Origin of the sequence: Verrucomicrobium sp. BvORR106 (assembly GCF_000739655.1) — a bacterium.
In the GTDB taxonomy this organism is placed as follows: Bacteria; Verrucomicrobiota; Verrucomicrobiia; order Verrucomicrobiales; family Verrucomicrobiaceae; genus Verrucomicrobium.
The window spans coordinates 58,438-80,574 of sequence record NZ_BATR01000167.1 but is presented as its reverse complement, the minus strand read 5'-3'; the positions used below and the strand labels follow the sequence as shown (position 1 = coordinate 80,574).

The 22,137-nt window shown below is 56.9% G+C and carries 12 protein-coding genes; 9 read left to right on the top strand and 3 right to left on the bottom strand.

What is annotated here, in order from left to right:
• Positions 1–21: 21 nt before the first annotated feature.
• From BV106_RS30350 to BV106_RS37715, 8 genes are all read left to right on the top strand, one after another.
• On the top strand, positions 22–2,568 hold the full coding sequence (locus BV106_RS30350; RefSeq protein WP_265596231.1) for an autotransporter-associated beta strand repeat-containing protein: 2,547 nt from the start codon (positions 22–24) through the stop codon (positions 2,566–2,568).
• Between the two features lie 214 nt (positions 2,569–2,782).
• Complete coding sequence (locus BV106_RS30345; protein WP_038171136.1) at positions 2,783–3,454, top strand: hypothetical protein; 672 nt, start codon at positions 2,783–2,785, stop codon at positions 3,452–3,454.
• The gene (vccA, locus tag BV106_RS30340) at positions 3,400–7,485 is read left to right on the top strand and encodes a Verru_Chthon cassette protein A (RefSeq protein WP_306301644.1); all 4,086 of its coding nucleotides are present in this window, start codon (positions 3,400–3,402) and stop codon (positions 7,483–7,485) included. The genes BV106_RS30345 and vccA overlap by 55 nt, the downstream gene beginning before the upstream one ends.
• A 46-nt stretch (positions 7,486–7,531) precedes the next feature.
• Entirely contained in the window at positions 7,532–8,044 is a 513-nt protein-coding gene (gene vccB / locus BV106_RS30335; RefSeq protein ID WP_038171132.1) for a Verru_Chthon cassette protein B, read from the top strand.
• Between the two features lie 26 nt (positions 8,045–8,070).
• Positions 8,071–9,207, top strand: a complete 1,137-nt coding sequence (gene vccC / locus BV106_RS30330; RefSeq protein ID WP_265596230.1) for a Verru_Chthon cassette protein C — start codon at positions 8,071–8,073, stop codon at positions 9,205–9,207.
• A 39-nt stretch (positions 9,208–9,246) separates the two neighbouring features.
• The gene (vccD, locus tag BV106_RS30325; protein ID WP_081892456.1) at positions 9,247–9,990 is read left to right on the top strand and encodes a Verru_Chthon cassette protein D; all 744 of its coding nucleotides are present in this window, start codon (positions 9,247–9,249) and stop codon (positions 9,988–9,990) included.
• Between the two features lie 102 nt (positions 9,991–10,092).
• Positions 10,093–13,269, top strand: coding sequence for an efflux RND transporter permease subunit (locus BV106_RS30320; protein WP_038171125.1), 3,177 nt, complete (start codon positions 10,093–10,095; stop codon positions 13,267–13,269).
• Positions 13,270–13,448: 179 nt separating this feature from the next.
• Positions 13,449–14,099: a transposase gene (locus tag BV106_RS37715; protein WP_081892463.1), complete on the top strand. Its 651-nt coding sequence runs from the start codon at positions 13,449–13,451 to the stop codon at positions 14,097–14,099.
• Between the two features lie 131 nt (positions 14,100–14,230).
• On the opposite strand, the gene BV106_RS30315 is transcribed toward BV106_RS37715, so the two are convergent.
• The gene (locus BV106_RS30315; RefSeq protein ID WP_038171180.1) at positions 14,231–16,954 is read right to left on the bottom strand and encodes a DUF6797 domain-containing protein; all 2,724 of its coding nucleotides are present in this window, start codon (positions 16,952–16,954) and stop codon (positions 14,231–14,233) included.
• 180 nt (positions 16,955–17,134) lie between these two features.
• On the opposite strand from BV106_RS30315, the gene BV106_RS30310 reads away from it, so the two are divergent.
• A complete protein-coding gene (locus BV106_RS30310) occupies positions 17,135–18,412 on the top strand; it encodes a PQQ-binding-like beta-propeller repeat protein (protein ID WP_038171123.1) in 1,278 nt (425 codons plus the stop codon).
• Positions 18,413–18,428: 16 nt separating this feature from the next.
• On the opposite strand, the gene BV106_RS30305 is transcribed toward BV106_RS30310, so the two are convergent.
• On the bottom strand, positions 18,429–20,030 hold the full coding sequence (locus tag BV106_RS30305; RefSeq protein ID WP_265596229.1) for an NCS2 family permease: 1,602 nt from the start codon (positions 20,028–20,030) through the stop codon (positions 18,429–18,431).
• 93 nt (positions 20,031–20,123) lie between these two features.
• A complete protein-coding gene (gene ligA, locus BV106_RS30300; RefSeq protein ID WP_038171121.1) occupies positions 20,124–22,133 on the bottom strand; it encodes an NAD-dependent DNA ligase LigA in 2,010 nt (669 codons plus the stop codon).
• Positions 22,134–22,137: the final 4 nt, after the last annotated feature.

The following is a 22,137-nucleotide window of genomic DNA, read 5'->3' as shown; positions in this document are numbered from 1 at the left end:
ATCGGGGGCGCAAGTGCGGTGATGACTTGGGACAAGAATTACTTCGTTCCTGCTGGGGGCACCTTGATTCTTGGTGCTCCGGACTCCGGATTCACGATCGATTTCCAGAACCCGATTAATTTAGGGTCTTCGGATCGGGTGGTGCGTGCTGACAACAGCTCTGCCGATGTGGACGCCATCTTGAGTGGAAATCTCACAGGTGCTGATACGGGGGCATTTATCAAAACTGGCCTGGGAACTTTGAGTCTGACGGGAACCAATACCTACAGAGGGGGAACGATACTTGGAAACGGGCGGCTCCTCGCGAACAATCCCGCTACGGCTTTCGGTACTGGCAATATCCGGATGGGTGATACCAGTGACTCGACGATTGACGATTTCATTCACCTTGATCTCGGTGCAGGAACTTTGTCCAACAACATTGTTGTTGGCACGAGGAACAGTACTGGCGTCTCCTTGTTGAGCGGTACGGGCAACGTCAATTTCAACGGAACCACTTCATTGGGCCGTAGGACCTACATCTCCTCCAGTGTGGGTGGGAAAAACACATTTAATGGTGTGGTGAGCGGCGCAGGTGGTATGACCGTGATTGGCGGTGGGACTGTAGAGTTAACCCAGGCCAACACCTACGGAACTGGGATGGGAACTGTCTCGGCGGATGCCATCAATGGCGGAACGATCATTCGATCTGGTACCGTTCGTGTGGGGCATAGCAATGGACTTGGAAGCAGCGTGGTTGAGTTGGGGGATGCAATTAAGCCGATCGTCGCCCCTGCTTCTACCGTGGATCGGGCAACGAATGGCGCGTCCATGACTTTAAAGGGTGGCGTCTTCATGGCCGATCACAATGGAGCTTCCACCACGCCGGATGGTGCGGGACCTGGCGCTTTTGTGGGGGTTGACCGAACCGTTGATGGCAACCTTTATACTGCGGCTGATGTCGGAAAGAGAATCCTCGTCAAGGATGAGGGGGGGAGCCCCGAGCAAAATGGTGTTTATGAGATCGTGAGCGTCACGGGCAATACCATGAACCTTCGGCGTGTGGCAGATCCTGATGGTTCTGTGAAGACCAAGTACGGCACCACTGTGCTTGTGCTCAACGGAACCAGTGCGAACACCACCTACTTTGCCGCTACACAGACCGTTAACAACTTGAACCGTGGCGATACGGATCCTGTGGTATGGGTGAAGGACGCGAACGCCAGCAATGTGGCGCTTCTCGCCTCGGTCAGTGGTGTCACCATCAACAACCTGGTGGATATCAATGCCAACGGCACTGCAACTTCAACCATCGGCGGCGCGTCGGACATGACGGGAACAGCGGTGTTCAACGGCAATGTCACCATGCGTAGCCTGGCAGCAGCGGCGGAGACGGAGGAACTGTTCCTGACATCCAGCTCCAACACTGGCAACGGAGTCACCTTCAACGGGATTTTCTCCGAGTCAGATTCCTTGGACATCTTGGCGCTGACGAAGATTGGAACTGGGGTGGTGACATTGAATGGAGCCAACACCTACAAGGGGCAAACCATCGTGAGCCAAGGGTTGCTTCGGATCAAGAGCAACACTGCTCTCGGTGCTACCACCGCAGGCACCAAGGTGAATGCTGGTGCCGGACTTCAACTCGACGGCTCAGGCGGCAATCTCAATATTGTTGATGAAAACATCACCCTGAATGGTGACGGCGTTTTGGGCAGCGGTGCACTTCAGAACATTGCTGGTAACAACGTCTACACCGGTGTCATCACTCTTGAGACCAACTCCGAGATTCAGATGGAGTCTGGATCCAGTTTGGAAATCGCTGCCACCAGTAGCATCACCGGGGTCAACCGGGATCTCACAGTGGATGGCGCGGGAAATCTGAACATTAAGGGAGTGATCTCGACTGGCACGGGTGGGCTAGCCAAGAACGGCAGCGGTAAACTGACATTGTCAGGGGCCAATACCTACACAGGGAATACCTTGGTGAATGTTGGTGAATTGGTGGTGAACAATCTCATCGGCTCCTCCGGAACGGGAACTGGCGGGGTCACCGTGGCTCAAAACGCACGCATGAGTGGCACAGGTTTCATCACTCCGGCTGCCGCCAAGACCATCCTTGTTCAGGGCACTCTTGCGCCAGGAGATGGCAATGTTGCTGGTAAACTGACCATCAATACTTCAGCCGCCGGATCCACGCTACAGTTTGCGAATACTGGGGTGCTCACCTTCGACCTGTTCACCGCAGGTGGTGATCAAACGGGGAACCTCGCGGCCAACGACCGACTGGCCATTACTGGTAATCTTGATATCCAGAGTGGTGCCAAGTTGCAGGTTAACACTGCGCTCGACTCGATGACATTTGTCGCAGGGGACTCGTGGAAGTTGTTCGAATGGGGTGCCGTCACACGTACGGGAACGGACTTCACCGTGACTCCCACGTTGGATCTTCCTCAGTTGAGTGCTGGATTGTCCTGGAGCTTGGCCAATCTCTATACCGCCGGCACGATCACGGTGGTGCCTGAACCAGGGCGCATGATGCTCATGTTGTTTGGACTGCTTGCTATTTTCGGCCGTCGCCGGAGGTAGCTGGTTGGTTCAGGTCCCATCTAGACGTGCCACCATCCGTCATCTAGTCTGCCAGAGGCTTTGGAATTGAGCATTCCTGATGGCGATGTATTGACATTGTGTGGCGGATTGCTATGCATTCTGAAAAGTTGGTCACCCTGGGTAATTACAAAGTAATTCCGTTGACTGCTCGCTCCAGATTTGATTGAATCGTGAAAATTATTTAGAGCCACCTATGAGATTACTTACATTCAAGCATGCCGTGGGGCGCAAGGGAATGGCCCTCATTACCGTTGTATCGGTGCTGGCTCTGGCTACCATCCTTTTGTTGGCACTATTCTCCAATGCCGATAACGAGTTCAAGTCGACTCAGGGGTATGCTGCAGGACAGACTGCGCGACAATTCGGTGATATGTCGGTGAATGTGGTCATGGGGCAGCTCCAAAAGGCTGCGCGCCAAGAAAGCCCGACGGTGAGAATGTTCCACGTCACCCAACCTGGCGGAGCCAGAAAGTACAATGCCAATGGTCAGTTTGCGGCAGGATACAAGCTGTTCTCTGATGCTGAAATGGAGGTGATTCAGGCGGGCGCAGCAGGGGAGAAGAGGTTTGTAGCGGGGAAAGATGGTGTGCCTCTGCCCACTGACTGGAATGGCCAACCCAATCGATTTGTGGATTTGAACGATCCTGTGGTCCGTTCTAAAGCCAATGGGTCGGGTCTGGATGTGTTTTTCCCGGTGGTTGATCCACGCAGTTTCACCACCAGTACCACCAACCCGTCAATTGAAGGGTTTAGCTACTCCAGTCAGTTTCCAACTGTTGGGGGCACCGGGGGGGGAGCATTGGCGGCGTTGTGCTTCCAGGTGGTGCCGCGACACCAGAGGCGCAGCGAGTGCCGATGCCCGTAGAATGGATTTACGTTCTCAAGGACGGGACCATGGGAACACTTTCGTCCAGCAACATCTTCATCCCGGCTCCAGGGGCGAGTGCTCCGACTGTCGACAATCCAATTGTGGGTCGTATCGCATTCTGGACGGATGACGAGAGCTGCAAAGTGAACATCAATACCGCCTCTGAGCCGACATTTTGGGGCGTGCCACGGTTCTATCATGAGCGTGAACATGAGTGGGCAGAAAAGCCATCGACTGCCAGAGAATATCAGAGATTCCCTGGGCATCCTGCCACTGTTGCACTGAGTTCGGTGCTCTATCCCAACCCTCAACAAATCCCTGCACGTGATCTTGTTGATCTCTTTGGGCGGACTTCTTCAGAGCAACAACGGATCATCAACATTAAGGAAGCCATCTACACGATGATCCCCAAGATCAATCTTGGGGGCTCGAAGTGCGGAACCCTGGTCTTTGCGCAAGACTCCTACACCGGTACAGAGGCCGCCAAGGTCGATCTGAGCGGCTCTTCACTGGAGCGTCTGTTTGCGTCCCTGGACGAACTGCTTTTCACTGAAGACCGAAACGGTGTCCGTCGTCGTGTAAACAATATCACGGATTCCAGTGGCAACGTGATCTTCGATGAGTCGGTGTTGGAACGTTCCCGCTTCTTCCTGACTGCACAGAGTCGTGCTCCGGAATTCAACATTATGGGGCTGCCCCGGGTCTCTATGTGGCCCATCAGTACGCAGAACAACGACAAGTACCGGACTCCTTACGATCAGCTTATTGCCTTCTGCTCCACTTTGAATGGCGGGGCGGGTCCTTCCGGATCGCATCCTTACTATTTTCAGCGGGAGCGTGCCCACGACTCCAATTTCGACATCAACATCACGAGGAATTCGAACCTGATGCTGTATTTGCTTAAGCTGATGCAAATGCAGCTGCCGAACACCGGAGCCGCGGGATCGTCAGCTAAAGCGTCATTTGAAGCCAAGTACGGTGCGGACAACGCGCGGCAGATCCTTGTGCAGATCTTTGACTATGTGCGTGCCACCAATCTTTACGACGACATTCTCTCAAAGAACAATAATTCCATTCTGGCTCCTGGTGCCGCCAAAGACGTTTACAATCAGTCTCCCAGTCAGTATTTCACCTATACTAACCCCTTGGCGCTCCGCAACAGAACCGCCGATGGGAGTACCACGGTAGCTGCCAGGAATGTGGCGGACAACGGATGGCCTGGGCATGGTCAGGTAACGCCATCCCACTGGAAGCCTGGCGGTGGCACGCAGGCCTCCACCTACATGGGATTTGGGCGCAACTTCACCATCTCAGAGGTGGGTATGCAGTTCATCTGTACCGCTGATGGTCAGAATGACGCCAATAGCTTCAAGTTTCCAGCCAACGACCCCGGTGGAGTCATTAGCGGTGGTGGTACCGCAGAGCGGATCAACGTAGATCTCGTCAACCAGTACAAGAATGAAGGCAACGGCCAAGCCTATCCTGCTTATCTGTTTCCTGATGGCGTTGCGAACGCCTATTGGTATTCCAACTACCCTCCCTTCCCCACTCCCGGTAAGTATGGTACCAAGTATCCAGCGCCCCCAGTTGATCCCAAAAATGCCAACAAGCATCCTGGCTACGATCCTCGTAACTGGAACTGCACTTTGGCTGAAGACACGGAGCTGAAGCCAACTGAAAAACGCGTCCAAGCGTTGCTCAATTTGGAGCTTTTTGTTCCGATGGAAGGGTGGACGTTGATCCACCCAGAGTATACCATCAAGCTGGACGGTGACTATATCAGTGCCATCACGGTGAACGGGCAGCCCATCTTCAGCACCGCCAAAGACACCATCGTCAAGTCTGCTGGCAACGTGTATACCCCGTCGGGCGTCCACCGCACAGGTGGTGTCTCGCCTCCCCGAGCACTATATAGTGGATTCAAACTGAAGGGGGCTGATCGCATGCCACCCGATACGGGTTATGACACGACTGACAATTCCAAGCACGGAAAATTAGTTAACTGCGACTTGGTTTCGAGCTTCTTTACCGTCGACAACACCAAAAACATGGAAGTTGTTTTCCCTGCGACTGGGGGCATGAACATCGAAATCTATGACAGTCACGATTGGGAGAATAAGGTGCCAGTTCAGAAGATGACTGTCAATTTTGCCCAAGCCTTTGGGACGGCCAAAATGAGTACGCCGGCGCCTACGCTTGCTAAGCGTGCTTGGAACAAAAGAGAGGATTATCCAAGTGGTCGTAAACGGATCATTCGTGCTGTGGAAGGACCGCGTTTCTGGGCCTTTAACGCTGATGGTGCCCTTGGTCGGTACTACCGCGAAGGCGCTTATAATCCATTCCATCTGAACGTGAAGGAAATGGGGGCGACAACCGGAAGTGTCACTTCAGATCCCAATGGCTTTGGTGAGCGTCTGTTGGGGCGTTTTACAGGCGTGGAAAGTTTCTCCACTCTCTATAGTGAACTGAGCACGAATCTCGGATCTGACGTCGTGAGGACTGTGATTCCCGCATTGGGCGACTATCGCATCATTGCCGCACGTTATGACGTGCCAGCAAGCATCTGGCAGCCCCACCGCTACTGGGCAGATGCTGGCCGACCGAATGCCCACAATTTCACCGCCCACAATGGAGATGCCGAGGCTGGAGTTGACTTGGGCAACGACAACACACCTGCTGCTGGTGCGTCTGCGGGCGGCACTCAGTTTGTGAAAGTTCTCAAGAAACGGTACCTGAACAGCAAGGTGCCAGATATGCCACGTACCGCTGTCGCGCTTCAGGCGCTTAACAGCTTCATGGACTATGACAACGGTGTCGGAAGTTCCCGCGATGGTGCGTTCGTGAACAAGCCCGACGAAGGCAACTTCAGTAAACTTAACTTCTGGCGCAATCCTCCTGGTGCCGAAAAGGAGCTGCGTAATGCCTATTTCACCGACAGCTGGGAGATGGAGCCAGATAAAACCAGCGATGATCGATACTTTACCCCCAACCGTTTGATTCCGTCCCCTGGCATGTTTGGATCCCTGCCAACCGCGGTGTTCAACAGTCCAACTGGTGGTGTTACCGGATACACTGGTCCTGGAAGACCTTGGCAAACCTTGTTATTCCGTCCTCATGCTCCGATGCCCAATCTTGCGGAGTCCGGAACCACGGCAAAAGATCACCCTGGTGCACAGAATCCACCTGACCACTTGATCATGGACATGTTCAACATGCCCGTGGTGGAACCCTATGCTATCAGTGAACCTTTGTCCCAAGCTGGTAAGATCAACGTGAATCAACAGATTGTGCCATTCACGTACATCAATCGCACGACTGGCTTGTGGGCGGTGCTCAAAGGTGAATTGTTAACTGCTGTGAATCGTTCCGCTGCAGCTGGAAAACTGGATGGAGGCCATGATGGTACGGCTCACTACAAGGGCTATTTGAGCGGGACTTTCCCTTACACTTTCTGGACGGAAGGGGCTGCTACCACGAATGCCTATTGGCATCGACGGGTGAATGTTGAGGAAACTGTGAAGCAGTTCACTGAACGGTTCAACTTCGATCCCGATGTGAAACCTGAAACTCGTCAGGGACTGCTGAGGTCGCCTACTCAGATTTGTGAGCTTCACTTGATCCCGACTTCGGTTACTGGAAGCAACATTCCTGCTACCAATGCGGCCAATCGGGACTCGGTTATGGGAGCGTTCTGGGAGGAGCACGCGCTGACTGGCGATAACTCAAAGGAGCGGGCTTACACGAACATCTATCCTAAGTTGACCACTCGCTCCAACACCTTCCGTGTCCACTTTAGGACGCAGGTGATCAAGAAGGCTCGGTCAATTGCTCCCTCCGAGTTCGCTGCTGACAAAGACTCCATCGCTAGCGAGTATCGTGGTTCCACTCTGATCGAGCGTTACATCGATCCGAATGATACTGCCAATCCATTGCCCAACTATGCCGATGGAACTAGTCCGTTGTCCAAAACACCGTTGGACAGTTTCTATCGCTTCCGTGTTCTTGAGCACAAGCGCTTCGCTCCTTAATGGGCGGTGCACGACAGGCAATAAGTTGACTTCAAACTTTTAAGGTATGAAAAATCCCAATTTTCGCAATCCTGGATCAGGTGGGTTCTCTCTTCCAGAAACTGCGCTGGCGGTTGCTATCGCTTCTCTAGGGTTGCTTGCTATCATGGGCTTGCTTCCGCAGGGGCTGGAGCTTTCCCGAAAAACAGGGAACTTGGCTGCAGAAACGCGAATCGTTCAGCAGATCTCAGGGGAGGTCCAGCAGGTCAACTGGTCGGACCAAACCACAGCGTTTCCTGTGGGGAATACCCCGAATCGTTATTACGATGATCAAGGGGTGTCCGTGGAAGGCAGTGAGACTCTTCGTATTGCTTATGTGGCCCGTGTGGAAGTGCCGGGAGAAACGGACAGCACTGTTTCCACCGTGACGATGCCTGGATCGAAGGACAATAAAGCTCATCCTTTCCTGCGGCGTCTCATTGTGAAAGTAGCGAGTGTGCCGAACACCAACTTTGATTTCGGGCCAAACAACAAGGCTCGTTACTCGATGCACAGTTTTCTCATTGCCAAGACCAACTGATCATCATGTTGCTTCGGAAGTTTCCTATGAGACCTACCTTTAATTGGCTTGCAGATGGACGTCGGCGCAAGTGCCTTGGATCTGCCAGCAGTGGCTTCACGTTGATCGAATTGCTGGTGTCTATCACCATTTTGGCGATTCTGATGACCATTGTTGCCGGCGTTATCGGTGAAACGCAGAAGGCCTGGAAGTATGCTTCTGGACGTGCAACCCAGTTTCGGGAAGCCCGTTTTGCATTCGACCTGATTACCAGGAGCTTGAGCCAGTCCACATTGAACGCCTACTGGGACTATGACCAAGGCGGTGTGACTGCTACCAATCAGATTCCCACACGTTATATCCGACAGTCAGAGCTCCAATTCGTTTGCGGACGTGCCGCAACACTCGTCAAGGGGGCGGGATCGGGCACGGGAGACGCGTCTCGATTGCCTTACCACGCAGTGTTTTTTCAGGCACCACTTGGAGTGGCGGAGCTTCCTGAGCACACGCAGTTCTCCAACATGCTGTGCGCGAGAGGATATTTTGTCCAGTTTGGAAACGACGCGGCTATTCGACCCCCGTTCGTGACCAAAGATAAGTTTCGATACAGGTTGATGGAGTATTCTCCTTCAGCAGAGCGCAACATGATCTACTACAACCGGCGTTCGGGGGCTTCCACGTTGGATTGGTTTTCTGATGCCGGCACGGAGTTGAACAAATCTGCTGAGGGGGGGGCCGTGAGCACTGGCAACTCGACGACGCGTGGCCTTACCCGCCCGGTCGCCGAGAACATACTGGCCCTAATTGTGGCCCCCAAGGTTTCCCGTGCGCCTTCAGCCACGGTGAACAATCCTTACTGGATTGCTAGTGACTACACCTACAATTCTGCGGTGGCGGCGCCATCAACCGCTACTTCCTTGTCACCCCAGGGAACTCAGCACCTCCTCCCTCCTCTTGTCGATGTCATCATGGTGGCATTAGATGAAAGTTCTGCCAGCCAGTTGGATTACAATCACGATTCTGCGCCGATTGATTTGGCTGGTACGGCTCCTTTCACCACGGCAAGCGAGAGTGCGATTGCGGCTGACTTGAAAAGTCTTGAAGTGCGGCTGGTGAACGAAAAAGTAAACTTCCGTATTTTTCGGACTACTGTCGAACTCAGGGGTTCCCGCTGGAGCCTGTGAGATTGAGTTGAGTTTGCTCGACAAGATTTGATTCCTCGCATGAAACTTAGCAATTTTAGTTTGCGTGCTCAATTGCGCAAATGCCGCTCCGGGTTCACCTTGATCGAAATGATCGTAGTTATCGCGATCATTGGGCTTTTGGTGGCTCTGGCCACTCCTGGTCTGATCGGTTCGATGAAGGCAAGTCGATTGACTTCTGCCGGTCAGAATCTCCTTGGACGGCTCGCCCAAGCTCAGCAGGCCGCGGCGTCAATGAACCGTCCGATTGAACTGAGGTTCTACAAATTTACTGAGCCAGATGATCCGCAGTATGGTGAGCAATTCGGAGCCTACCAATTCTTTAGTGTAGACGTGGCATCCAATGCCTCTGGCGTATCCACGGAAAATGTGAAAGTGATGGGGGCACCCTTCATCTTGGAGTCAGGAGTCATTATTTCTTCCTCAAACATTGCCAGTTATCCCGCGTCTCCGCTCCTTGCTAGTGACAAACTTCAACCTGACGGCTCTGGAGGGCCCGGAAGTCCGCGATTTGAGCGTGCAGAGGCCAAGTACGTTGCGCTTCGGTTCTATCCAGATGGGGTCGTCAAGCGGGTGGCATCAGGCTCTCCAGGTGGGGCTGGCACAGCGGGTATTAAAGTGGCTGAGTCGCTCTTTCTTCCAGATGCCTACCTCACCCTCGTTGCGACTTCTGATGCCGAAGGCGGTGCAGCGGTAGCAAACTACTTCGCCATCCAAATTGATCCCTATACTGGCCACTCGCGCACGTATCAGCCAGAGTTGTAGCGTTGGTACAGAGGGGCGCAATCGAAGTGAATTTGTGACCACTCGACAATTGAGAATGCAGAGTGTTTAGGGTTGTGATTTGATGAAGGCCCTTATCGGCCGATGATCTCCTGGTTCGCCCGCAATCACGTCGCTGCCAACCTCCTCATGCTCGCGGTGGTGGCGGCGGGGGCTTGGACTTTGTTCTCCGGAAAGATCCCGTTGGAGGTCTTTCCGGATGTGCCTTCCCGGATGCTTTCGGTCAGTGTGCCCTATCCAGGTGCCACACCGGAAGAGGTGGAGGAAATGATCGTGCTGAGGATCGAGGAGGCGATTCAGCAGGTTCAGGGCATCAAGCACATCAATTCCACCGCCAGTTCCAGCGGGGCGAACATCAGCATCGAAGTGGAGGAGGGGAGTGATCCCCGTCAGGTCCTGGAGGATGTGAAAATCCGCGTGGATGCGGTGCCGCAGTTTCCCGAAGAGGCTGAGAAACCCGTGGTGCAGCTGGATGACTGGTTCATGTCCGTGATCACCGTGGTCATCTCGGCAGAGATGGCGGATCGGGACCTCCGTCGGTTGGGGGAACAGGTGCGGGATGAAGTGGGGGCGCTGCCAGGGATTTCACACGTGTCTCTTGGCGGCATCCGGCCGCTGGAGATCAGCATGGAGATCCCAGAGGCGACGTTGCGCAAGTATGGACTCACGCTGGAATCGATCAGCCGGGCCATTCAAAGTGCCGCCATTGATCTCCCTGCTGGCGTGGTGCAGACGGAGTCGGGTGATGTGGCTATCCGTACGCGAGGCCGGGCCTACAGCGGTGATGACTATGCAAAGGTCGTGGTGCTCACCCGGGAAGACGGCACCAAGCTGACCTTGGGCGACATTGCGATGATCGAGGACGGGTTCAATGAAAACCCGCTGGTCGCCAGACTGAATGGCAAAAAGTGTGTGGTGGTCAACGTCATGCGCGAGGGCTCCCAGAATGCCATCAAGATCGCAGACGATGTCAAAAGCTACATTGAAGCCGCCCGCGGCAAGTTGCCGGATGGCGTCACCATCGAGTACTGGAACGACCGATCCAAAATCGTCAAAGGACGCATCGATCTCCTGCTGGGCAATGCTCAGAGTTCCCTGATTCTGGTCTTTCTCTGCATTGGTCTGTTTCTGCGGCTGGACTCCGTATTCTGGGTGGCATTGGGGCTGCCGGTGGCCTTTATGGGGGCCTTCGCCCTCATGCCGTGGCTGGGTATTACCATCAATACCTCCACACTGTTCGGGTTCATCCTCGTGTTGGGAATCGTCGTGGATGACGCCATCGTGATCAGCGAGCATGTGGACAAGCTGCAACGGCAGGGCATGCCTCCCTTGCAGGCAGCCATTGAGGGGACTCGGAGGATGGCAGTACCGATTACCTTCGGGGTGCTTACCACCGTCATGGCGTTCCTACCCATGGTGTTTGAGAAAGGGGATTGGGCGCGGATGTTCCAGCCGATCGCACTCGTTTTTGTGACCGTGATGCTGATCGCGCTGGTGGAGACAAAAATCATCCTGCCCGCTCACCTGGCGCACCCCTTCATGGAGCCGGTGATGAAGTATCTGGCGCCGTTTTACAACTTCACCGATGGCTGCCTGCAATGGGTGATCACCCGCCTCTACCGGCCCTCCATCAAGTGGAGCCTGCAGAATCGCTACACCGTGCTGGCCATATTCTTTGGCGGCCTGTTGGTTCTCTGCGGCTTCTTCTTTGGGGGGCGCATTCTGTTTGTAAAGTTCCCGAGGATCGACAGCGAGCGGATCGAGGCCCGGCTCACTATGCTGGATGGCACCCCGTTTGAGGTGACTGACCGCCACATCGCCAGGATCTATGAAATCGGCGAGCAGCTCCGGCGGGAGTACGTCGGGCCAGATGGCAAGCCAGTCATCCGCCACATCCTTGCCACCACCGGGACCACTCGACTCACTGGCAGTACGGGAGGCAGTGGGGGCGTGTCTCACTTGGGTGAGGTCAACATGGAGTGCTACGGTCCAGAGGAGCGCAGTCTCAAGGTGCGGACCCCTGACATCGCCAATGAATGGCGCCGCCGTATCGGCCAAATCGTTGGTGCAGAGGAGCTCAATTTTCGGGCGGAGATCCTGCGCAGCGGTGATCCGATTGACGTTCAGCTTTCCGGCACCAATCCGCAGGAGTTGCTGGCCCTTTCCAGCCAGATCAAAGAGAAGCTGGGTCAGTATCGCGGAGTGTTTGATATCGCAGACTCTCTCGACTCCGGTCGCAACGAGATCCAGCTACGGCTGAAGCCTGAAGCCCGGCAGTTTGGCGTGACAGTGAACGACCTTGCCCGCCAGGTGCGGCAGGCGTTCTATGGGTTCGAGGTGCAGCGCATCCAGCGCGGACGCAATGAGTTGAAGGTCATGGTCCGCTCCCCTCGGAATGAGCGACGCAACCTCGCCACTCTGGACACCATGAGGGTTCGTCTCCCGGACGGGCTGGAGTTGCCCTTCTCGAGCGTGGCGGAGATCAAGGTGGACAAGAGCTTCACCAACATCCGGCGGGTAGACCGTCGCCGAGCGTTGAATGTGACCGCGGATGTGGACAAATCCAGCACTGACGTGGCCGTGGTGCGTGCCGGCCTATCGGAGTATCTGACTGACCTCATGGCGGCGCACCCTCATGTGCACTGGAGCTTCGAGGGCGAGGCGAGATCAGAGAGGGAATCTGCATCGGCCGGCTGGATGGCGCTGATCGTCGTGGGGCTGGGGCTCTATGCGATGATGGCCATTCCGTTCAAGTCCTACACCCAGCCCCTCATTGTCTTGCTCGTCATACCCTTCGGGGTGGTGGGGGCCGTGCTCGGGCACTTGTTTCATGGCATGCCCGTCAGCATGATGAGCCTCTTTGGGATGCTCGCTGTGTCCGGAGTGATCGTGAATGACACGCTCGTCCTGGTGGATGAAATCAACTCGCAGCGGGACGAAACCGGGGACCTCCAGCTGGCCGCACGGGAGGGGGGCGCTGCGCGATTCCGTGCCATCCTGCTCACACAGATCACCACGTTCTTTGGACTGGTGCCGCTCATCTTCGACAACAGCCCGCAGAGCACCCACAACCAGTTCCTGCTACCCGTGTCTGTTGCCATGGGCTACGGCAGCCTCTTCGCCACGGTCATCACACTGTACTTGGTGCCCTTGTGCTATTTGGCGGTGGATGACTTACTGGGGCTCTTCAGGAAACAACCGCGCAAAGCTGCTCCCGTCAACGCTCCGGCTGACGATAGCGGAGCGGTGGTGGGAGCATGAATTAGATGAAAGGGAGGCGGGATTTTCAATCCCGCACTGGAGCGGAGGAGGGACGTGTGGTGGTGGGGCGACTTCCGCTTGGCCTGCGCGCTCTGGGCTGCTTGCACGTACGGGGTTGGAACCCCCTGCTCCTTTTCGTTGCGAAAGGACGTGGGGTGGGGTATGGAGAAAACATCTTCATGCCCCCTGAGTATTATCATCCAGAGGAGCCCGTTGCCAAGCATGGCCAAGTGCTGCCACATTGGCAGCAAGGAGAGGTCTATGTTTTTGTGACTTGGCGGTTGGCTGACGCGATTCCCCAGTCGAAACTGCGTAAACTGGCTGAACACCGTCGGATCTGGCTTGATCTGCATCCCCAGCCTTGGGCAGAGGAGGTGGAGGGTGAGTACCATCGACGCTTTTCCAACGAAGTGGACCGTTGGCTTGATGCTGGAAGTGGAAGCTGCATCCTCCGAAACTCTGAGATGAACCAGTTGGTTGCTGGGGCACTACATCATTTTGATGGATCGAGGTATGAACTGGACAGCTATGCGGTAATGCCAAACCACGTGCACGTGATCTTCCGCCCACTTTATCCGCATAAACTTGCGGCGATCTTACATAGTTGGAAACGGCACACGGCGCGACAGATCAATCACATTCTCGGCAGAAGCGGAGAATTGTGGCAGGAACGCTACTGGGATCGGCTTTTGCGACATCCCTTGCACCACTTGCTGTGCAGGCAGTATGTGCGAGACAATCCCGTAAAATCTGGCCTTCGTAAGGGAGAGTATTCGGTTTGGGAACGATCATTCCCATATAGCGATTCAGACTCTGAAAATGTGAAGTGAACGATGACCTGCGTGGAGGCGGGATTCTTAATCCCGCGCCCCAAGCTGAGACATATGTGGAATGGAATGACTGAAACGGGGTTGAAAACCCCTGCTCCTGTCGTCGTGTCTTCTGACACGCACCTTCTGTACTACTTCAGCGTCTTGATATAGAGAACGAGGGACTCGATTTGTGAATCGTTGAGGATCCCGGCGTAGATGGGCATCCCGGCGTCGAATTTCTCAAAGCCCTTCACCACCTTCGCGCTGGGATTGAGGATGGACTCACGGAGATAGGCTTCATCGGCGAGGGTCTTCTTGCCATCCTTGAGCAGCCGGTCACTGCCAAAGAGGCCCTTCCAGCTGGGGCCCACCTTGCCTACCACGCTTCCATCCGTCGAGTGGCAGGCCATGCAGCCGATCATCTGGTACAGCTTGAACCCTTCCTCCACGGTTGGCTTGGCTGCCTCCACCACCAACGCCTTGCGGGGCGTGAGATCCACTGTAAGCGACTCGAACCCTTCCTTTTCGGGTTCAAACTTGGTCAGCTCGTACGGGGTGAAGTAGGCGTTGTTGTGCGCTTCCAGGCCCTCGCTGCCCTTGATGCCCCATCCGGTACGCATTTGCATCACCGGCTTCATGTCGGGGATGCCGACGAAGACTGACTTGCCATCCTTGGAGAGATAGGCGCTGCTGGGCATCATCCATTCCTGGCCGGGAGTACCGTCCAGCTTCAGGTGGGGGGAACCGTAGTCAAAGGTGCGCTTGTAGTTCCAGCGCTCCACGCTGTAGCTGGCGGGATCCGTCGCCGACTTGGAGTCCAGCGGTTCGTTGAAACGCAGCAGCACGCCCTTGTCCATGGGCACCAGACCGGTGAGCAACACCCGGCGTCCGCCGGTGTAGTGGACGCGAGCGAGCCCGCTGATGCGCTTGGCCGTGGTGCCCCAGATTTGGAATCCCGTCACATAAAACTGACCGTCTGCCGGATTCACCGCCCCGTTGAGAGGCGCGAAATCCAGGTCTTGGGTGAAAGGCACCACGGCAGCCTGGGGCTTGGGCGCCCGGTCGTTCATGAGCACGCGGAACAGTTCCGGCCGGTTGTAGCCAATGTGGATCATCTCATCATTCAGGGGGCCCATCTTGGCACCCACCAGCCAGGTCTGCGTCACCGCGCTCGCATTGACGGGGTGGGGGATCCAGGTCAGAGGATCTGCGATGGCGCCGGGGTACTGTTCCTTAGGGGCGATGGTGGGAAGATGACCATAGAACTGGTCCCCCTTGATGATTTGCAGCGGAGTGGAGGGCACGTAGTTGCCCTGCTGGTCGCTGGCTGTCACGAGGCCCGTTTTGGGATGCACCCCAATGAAAGGCTGGCGCAGTCCGTGGCCCAGCACTTCGAAGGACTTCCCGTCCGGGGAGATGCGGATCACCGTGCCATTGTGCTTGCCATAGGTCGTCCCCTCCTGGCCGCCTTTGCTGATCACAAAGGAACCGTCCGGCGCCAGCTTCATGCTGTTGGGGAACTCACGGGTCTCCGCCGTCTGGCCGAAGAGGTCGCAGAACATCTCGTACTGGTCCACCATCCGGTCGCCGTTCGTGTCGCGTAGTTTCCAGATACCGTTGCGATCAAAGACAAAGAGCTCACCCTGCCGCGCCACCAGGCTCATGGGTTCGTGCAGTCCTGAGGCGTAGCGCTTCCAGGTCACCGCTTTGAGGTCATCCTTGAGACCAGAGATCAGCCACACGTCGCCATCCATCGTCACGGCCGCTGCATTACCCTGGTCGTCAAGGAACGCCAGATCTGCCACGCGGACATTGCGCTTCCACGGGTTCGGGTTGGGAAGGGGGATGTCCTCGATGGCGTAGGCATCCTTCGTGTTGGGATCGACTTTGCCAGCGGTGGTGATGGTCTCGGTCCAAGTGGTCGCCTTGGGGATGCTGAAAGTTTTTTCAGGCGTCTCCTGCGATATGGCTTTCGCTTCATTGGGAGCCACCTTTGAGCTCAATGCATAGTGCACCTGCAACGTCACAGGGGTCGGGCTCGCCGCCAGGGTCACATAGTTGACGCCAGCTTGGTTCGAGTGCTTGACGCTCCCGTTTCCCTGAATAGACGCCGAAAACGATGCCTCTCCCTGCTGACCCGCGACCAGCGTCAGAGACTGGGCGTGTGCCGGGACGAGGAAGTGCCGCTCCACCTTCGTCTGGCTACCACTCTGTGTGATGTTGATCCACTCCTTCAGTTCCACCCCGCCCACCACATACTTCAACACGGGACCCGGATTGCTGAGCTCAATCCCGAGGAACCGGCCCAACTTCTCATCCAGCGGCCCACGTCCCACCTCCTCCGGGGAGTTTGAGGGAGATCTGGGATCCTTCAGTTCAGCTTTGTCCCCCACCTGCCAGCCCGGGTAGATGCCATTGGCCACCCAAGGCTTGCCAATGGGTTTCACCAGATCCTCCTGACCATCCTTGGTCTTCTGTCCTGCCAGATGGTAGGAGCCGGTGGACAGCGCATTTTGAGTCATGGGCGGCTGTCCCTCCTCCCCCTGCCAGATCAGAGACACACGGAGAAGGTCCGTGTCAAAGCAGGCCCAAGTGTTGGAGCCCAAGTTCAGCACGATGCCACGAGGCGTGAGATTGTCTTTCGGCCAGCCTTCGCCCAGATCTCGGGCGTCCAGCACCGTGGAAAAAAATGGGAAGTCGGCCTCGACCCAGTCCCCGTAGGCAGAGGTTGCGCGGGCGGTCTGGATGGCTTTTTCCTTCTGCGCTCTGGCCTTGGCGGCGGCTTCCGCCTTTTCCTGTTCCTTGTCCTTGGCGCAGGAGACCGACGCCAGGGACGCGAGCAAGGTGGTGAAAAATGCAGTCTTCAGGATCATGGTGGCCATTGATTACGTGTGAATGGGAGAGCTCCTTCAGGTAACGGAGATTCTCCAGCCAGCGCAAATGTCTTCAGAATGGAAATGGTTAAAGGTTGCACCCGGTGCCGACGTTTGATGTGATCGAATCTCCAGTATCGTTTTTTCTCTGGTCTGCCTGAATCCCTTCCCTCCGTCGCCATGAACCGTTCGTTGCTGCTCCCCTTGCTTACCCTTTCTGCCGTGACCTTCGCACCTATGGGAGTCCGGGCCGAGGAGTGGTCCCGTTTTCGTGGGCCCAACGGCAGCGGCGTTGCCGATGCGACCAATCTGCCTGCCACCTTTGAGGGAGCCAACACAGCCTGGAAGGTTGCGGTCGGGCCGGGCTGGTCGTCTCCCGTGTTGTGGAAGGATAAGGTCATCCTCACCGCTGAGACCGGGGAGGGGAAGCGCGCTGTCGAGTGCCTCAATGCCTCGGATGGCTCAGTGGCTTGGAAGTTCGAGGTGCCGTACCACCCTCACAAGCAGCACAAGTTCAATGCCTTCGCTTCCTCAACGCCGTTTGTCGATGCCGAGCGCATCTACGTGAACTGGACGAATGGTGACGCGGTGGAGGCGCTTGCCTTGGATCACCAAGGGAAGCTTGTCTGGCGGAAGGAGAACCTCGCACCGTATGTTCATGAGCATGGCTCCGGGGCGTCCGCGGTGGTGGCGGAAGGGGTCATGCTCGTCCGTTGTGAATCAGAGCTCCCCGAGGGAGATGGCGGGGGTACTAGCTGCCTGCTGGGGTTGGACGTGGCCACGGGCAACACCAAGTGGAAGCTGCCGCTGCCCAACAGCAAAAATCCCTACAGCACCCCCTTGGTGCGGAAGACTGCCAAAGGGAGCGAGTTCATCATGGCCGATACTACCAGCGGATTCTTCGGCGTGGACGCCGCCACGGGCAAGATGACCTGGCAGCACAATCCCGGCTTCACCCAGCGCAGTGTCGGTTCATTTGCGTATGCCAAGGACATCATCTTTGGCACCATGGGGTCTGGCGGCGGCGGCAAGGAATCGGCCGTGCTCAAGCTCGGCGCGGACAAGCCGACAGAACTGTACCGCCTCGTCATGGGCATTCCCTACGTGCCGACCCCCTTGGTCATTGGCGATCTGATGTACCTCCTCGGCGACGGCGGCATCTTGAAGTGCGTCAAGCTGGAGACGGGTGAGGAAGTGTACAACGAGCGTGTCATCGGTACCCAGGGTCGCAGCACCAAGTACTTCTCCAGCCCTGTCGCAGCAGACGGCAAGATCTATTGCAGTTCCCAAACGGGAGACGTCGTGGTGGTCAAGGCGGGACCTCAGTTTGAGATCCTGGGGACCAACAAACTGGATGGGCCCATCAACGCCACGCCGGCCATCGGGCATGGCCGGGTGTACGTGCGCACAGACACCTCTCTCTGGGCTCTTGGGGCCAAGGCTGTGACGGTGCCTTGATTGGCGCAGCGCGAAATCAGTTGGAGCGTGCGGTGATCCGGATCTTGTTGTCCGGGCCCGTCACCGCCACGAAGCCGGTCGTGGTCTGCGGGCGTCTTGCCAGCAGCCACAGCAGGCCTGCCGCCACCGCATAGACGATCGCGAATTCTGGGGCGGCAAACCAGCCGAACTGATTCTCCACGCCGTTAGGGGTCAGCTTGTACGCGTGCATCAGGCCGATGGCCGAGAGAATGGCCGCCGCCAACATCCACGCGGCTGCCTCGCGGTATTTCCGGTCGATGACAAAGGCGATCACAGCGGAGTACACGATCGAGGTGACAATGAAACCCTGGCTCAGGGCGATGACACCTCTCACGTGCAGGGCCGAGCCGAAGAGATCCACCGTGTCGTAGAGTGTTTTGCCCGCCACCCGCAGGGTCTCTTGGATCTGGACCAGCAGCCATGCTGCCATGGAAGGGGCCAGGCCGGCCGCAACTGCCACGGCATGGTGGCTAGGGCTGGCCTGGAACGCCTGAGCGGTGATGACCAGACCGATCCAGAGCAGGATGCCCAAGCTCACTTCCAGTGGGACAAATCGAAGCACATCGCCCACGGCACCAAACAACGCGATGGCGCAGATCACCACGCCGTTCAGCCAAGAGTAGCTCCAACGTGCCCCCATGGCCTTCCACCCCGGGTGGCCGATGTAGAGCGTGGTCGCGAATGGACTTCCCAGACATGCCGCTATGATGCTTCCCACGCCGTTGGCGCATAGCGATGTGGTGGTGGAGTACCGGTCACCCGCCGCCTCAGCACTCTCCAGGCACTGGAGCGAGCCGATGATGTTGAAAAGCCCCATGGGGATGATCACCGACAGGTAACCCCAACCGACAGGCGTTATCAGGAACTCATACAGCTCTCCCCCATACCAAAGCGGAGGGTGAAAGCCGAGGGCACCGCCCTCGGCGGGGAGGGGCATGGGCAGTACGCCAAAGCCGCGCAAGATCCAGGCCAGCACCGTGCCGATCACCACTGCCACAAACCCCGCCGGCAGCCCTAGTGGCAGCTTCACCTTGCCAGCATACCCCAGAATGATGATGAGCAAGGGGAGCAAACCAATTGCCGGGTTGGCGAAGGCCTGGAAGACGAACCCCATGGCAATGAAGGTAATCGCGATCCCTGCCAGAGTGGACAGCAGTGCCGCCCGTGGGGTGTGCTGGCGTAGCCAACCTCCAAAGAGCGCTGCCACCAGCTCCATCAGACCGCTCACGAGACAGGCCAGCAGACCCGCCTTCCATGCCAGGCTCGCGTCCTGCGTCTGCCGGTACACGGGTGCCATGATGAAGACAATGTAGGCGATCAGGCTCACCGTGTTGATGCCGTAGGGCATCGCAGTCACATCACTCCGGTTCTCTTTCTTCGCCAGCAGCCATGCCTGCACCGCGAAGAAGATGTTCCCGACCAGAATCGAGATCGCTGCACCCGGAAGCACCTTTGTGGTGACCTCCGCATGCGACATCCCGCAAAACAGCGGGCAAAGGGTGAAAATCAGCAGGAGCTGAAGCAAATTATCGATAAAAAGACCAAAAAAGCCGTCTAGATCACCCTTTGTAATATTGCCAATTGAAAACAATCTCATGCTCCCTCAACAGGAGCAGGATTCGTGCATGAGAAAAGAGAAACACCGTAACATTTTTGTCCATAGGTGGTATAGCCCACCTTGGGACAAAAACTATCCGGGCAGCATGGCGCGAAAATCCGCTTCGGACAGCACCTTGACCCCGAGCTTGGCGGCCTTGTCCAGCTTGCTGCCAGCTTCCTCACCAGCCAGAAGGTAGGTGGTCTTGCTGCTCACGCTGGAGACCATTTTCCCACCATGGGTGCGGATCAGTTCGGCGATCACTTCACGCGATTCGCTCAGAGTCCCAGTGATCACCCAGGAGGTGCCTACGAAAGTGTCACTTGCCTGTTCCGTCTTGGGGTTTTCAAACTGCAGACCAGCGTTCCTCAGACGGTCAAGCAACTCCAGATTGGCAGGGACTTGGAACCATCCGTGGATGCTCTGGGCGACAATTCCTCCAATGTCCTGGACCTTGAGCAAGTCTTCGACGCTCGCCTTCGCGAGGGCATCGACGGCGGCAAAGTGATCCATCAGGGATCGGGCGGATGAGGCTCCGACGTGCAGAATGCCAAGTCCGAAGATCAGTCGCCAAGGAGCCTGCTTCTTGCTTTCCTCCAGCCCCTTGAGCAGGTTCTCGATGCTCTTGGTTCCTTGGCGTTCCAGTTTTGAGAGCGCCTGGGTGTTGAGGGCGTAGAGGTCGGCGGGATTGGCGGCCAGTTGGGCGTCCACGAGTTGCGCCACCATCTGCTCGCCCAATCCGCGGATGTCCATAGCCCCACGGTGGGTGAAATGCTCCAACCGACGCTTCACCTGCTCCGGGCAGTTGGGATTGGTGCAGCGGATCGCCACTTGGGTCTCGTCCTTCACGACCGGGCTCTGGCAGACCGGGCACTGGACGGGCACAGGGACAGCTTTCTCGTCGCCGGTGCGCTTCTCCTTGGTGACCGAGACCACGGCAGGGATGATTTCGCCCGCCTTTTCAATGATGACATAGTCACCCACTCGGATGTCCTTCCGGACAATCTCTTCGAAGTTGTGAAGCGTCGCGTTGGAGACCGTGCTGCCGCTGAGGAACACCGGCTCCAGCCGCGCCACCGGGGTGAGGGCACCGGTGCGGCCGACCTGGATGTCCACCGAGAGCAAACGGGTCTCCGCCTGTTCGGGTTGATACTTGTAGGCGATAGCCCAGCGGGGGGCCTTGCTGGTCGCTCCCAGATCTCGCTGCTCGGCAAAGGCGTCTACTTTCACGACGGCCCCGTCGGTATCATAGGGCAGCGACTTCCGTTTCTCATCCAGTTCATGAATGGCGGCGAGCACTTCGTCGGCCGATTCTGCATGCCAGATGTGGGCTGCCATGGGCAGGCCGGCATCATGCAGCAGCTTCTGGATGTCGTCCTGGCTGGTGAGACGGGCTTCACCCACATCGCCCACGCCGTAGAAGATCACCTGCAGCGGGCGTTTGGCCACCAGCCTTGGGTCCAGTTGTTTCAGGGAGCCGGCAGTGGCGTTTCTCGGGTTGGCAAAGCGGGGCTCGCCTGCTTCCTCCCGTTCCTGATTCATCTTGTCGAATCCCGCGCGGGTCATGTACACCTCGCCTCGTACTTCAAAGGTCTGCGGCACCTTGGCCGGGAGTCGGAGGGGCAGGGCACGGATGGTGCGGAGGTTCTGGGTGATGTCATCCCCCATACGGCCGTCGCCACGTGTGGCCGCGTACTTCAGCACCCCTGCCTCATAGCGCACGGCCACGGCCACGCCGTCCACCTTGGGTTCAATGGTGCAACGCACTTTCTCGCGTCCCAGGCCTTTCACCAGCCGCTGGAAGAAGTCCCGCATCTCCCCTTCGGAGTAGGTGTTGTCCAGGCTCATCATCGGCACCGGGTGGGCAACTTGTGTGAACCCTTCGAGCGGGGCCCCTCCCACTCTCTGGGTGGGGGAGTCCGGCGTTACCAGATCGGGATGGGTCTTTTCCAGGTCCTGCAACTCCCGCAGCAGGGCGTCGAACGCCTGGTCAGTGATCTCCGGGGCGGCGTTCTGATAGTACAGCCGGTTGTGATGCTGGATCTCCTCGCGGAGCTGGGCGGCACGAAGGGATGCGGATTCAGGGGCTGTTGCGGGGGGCATGGGC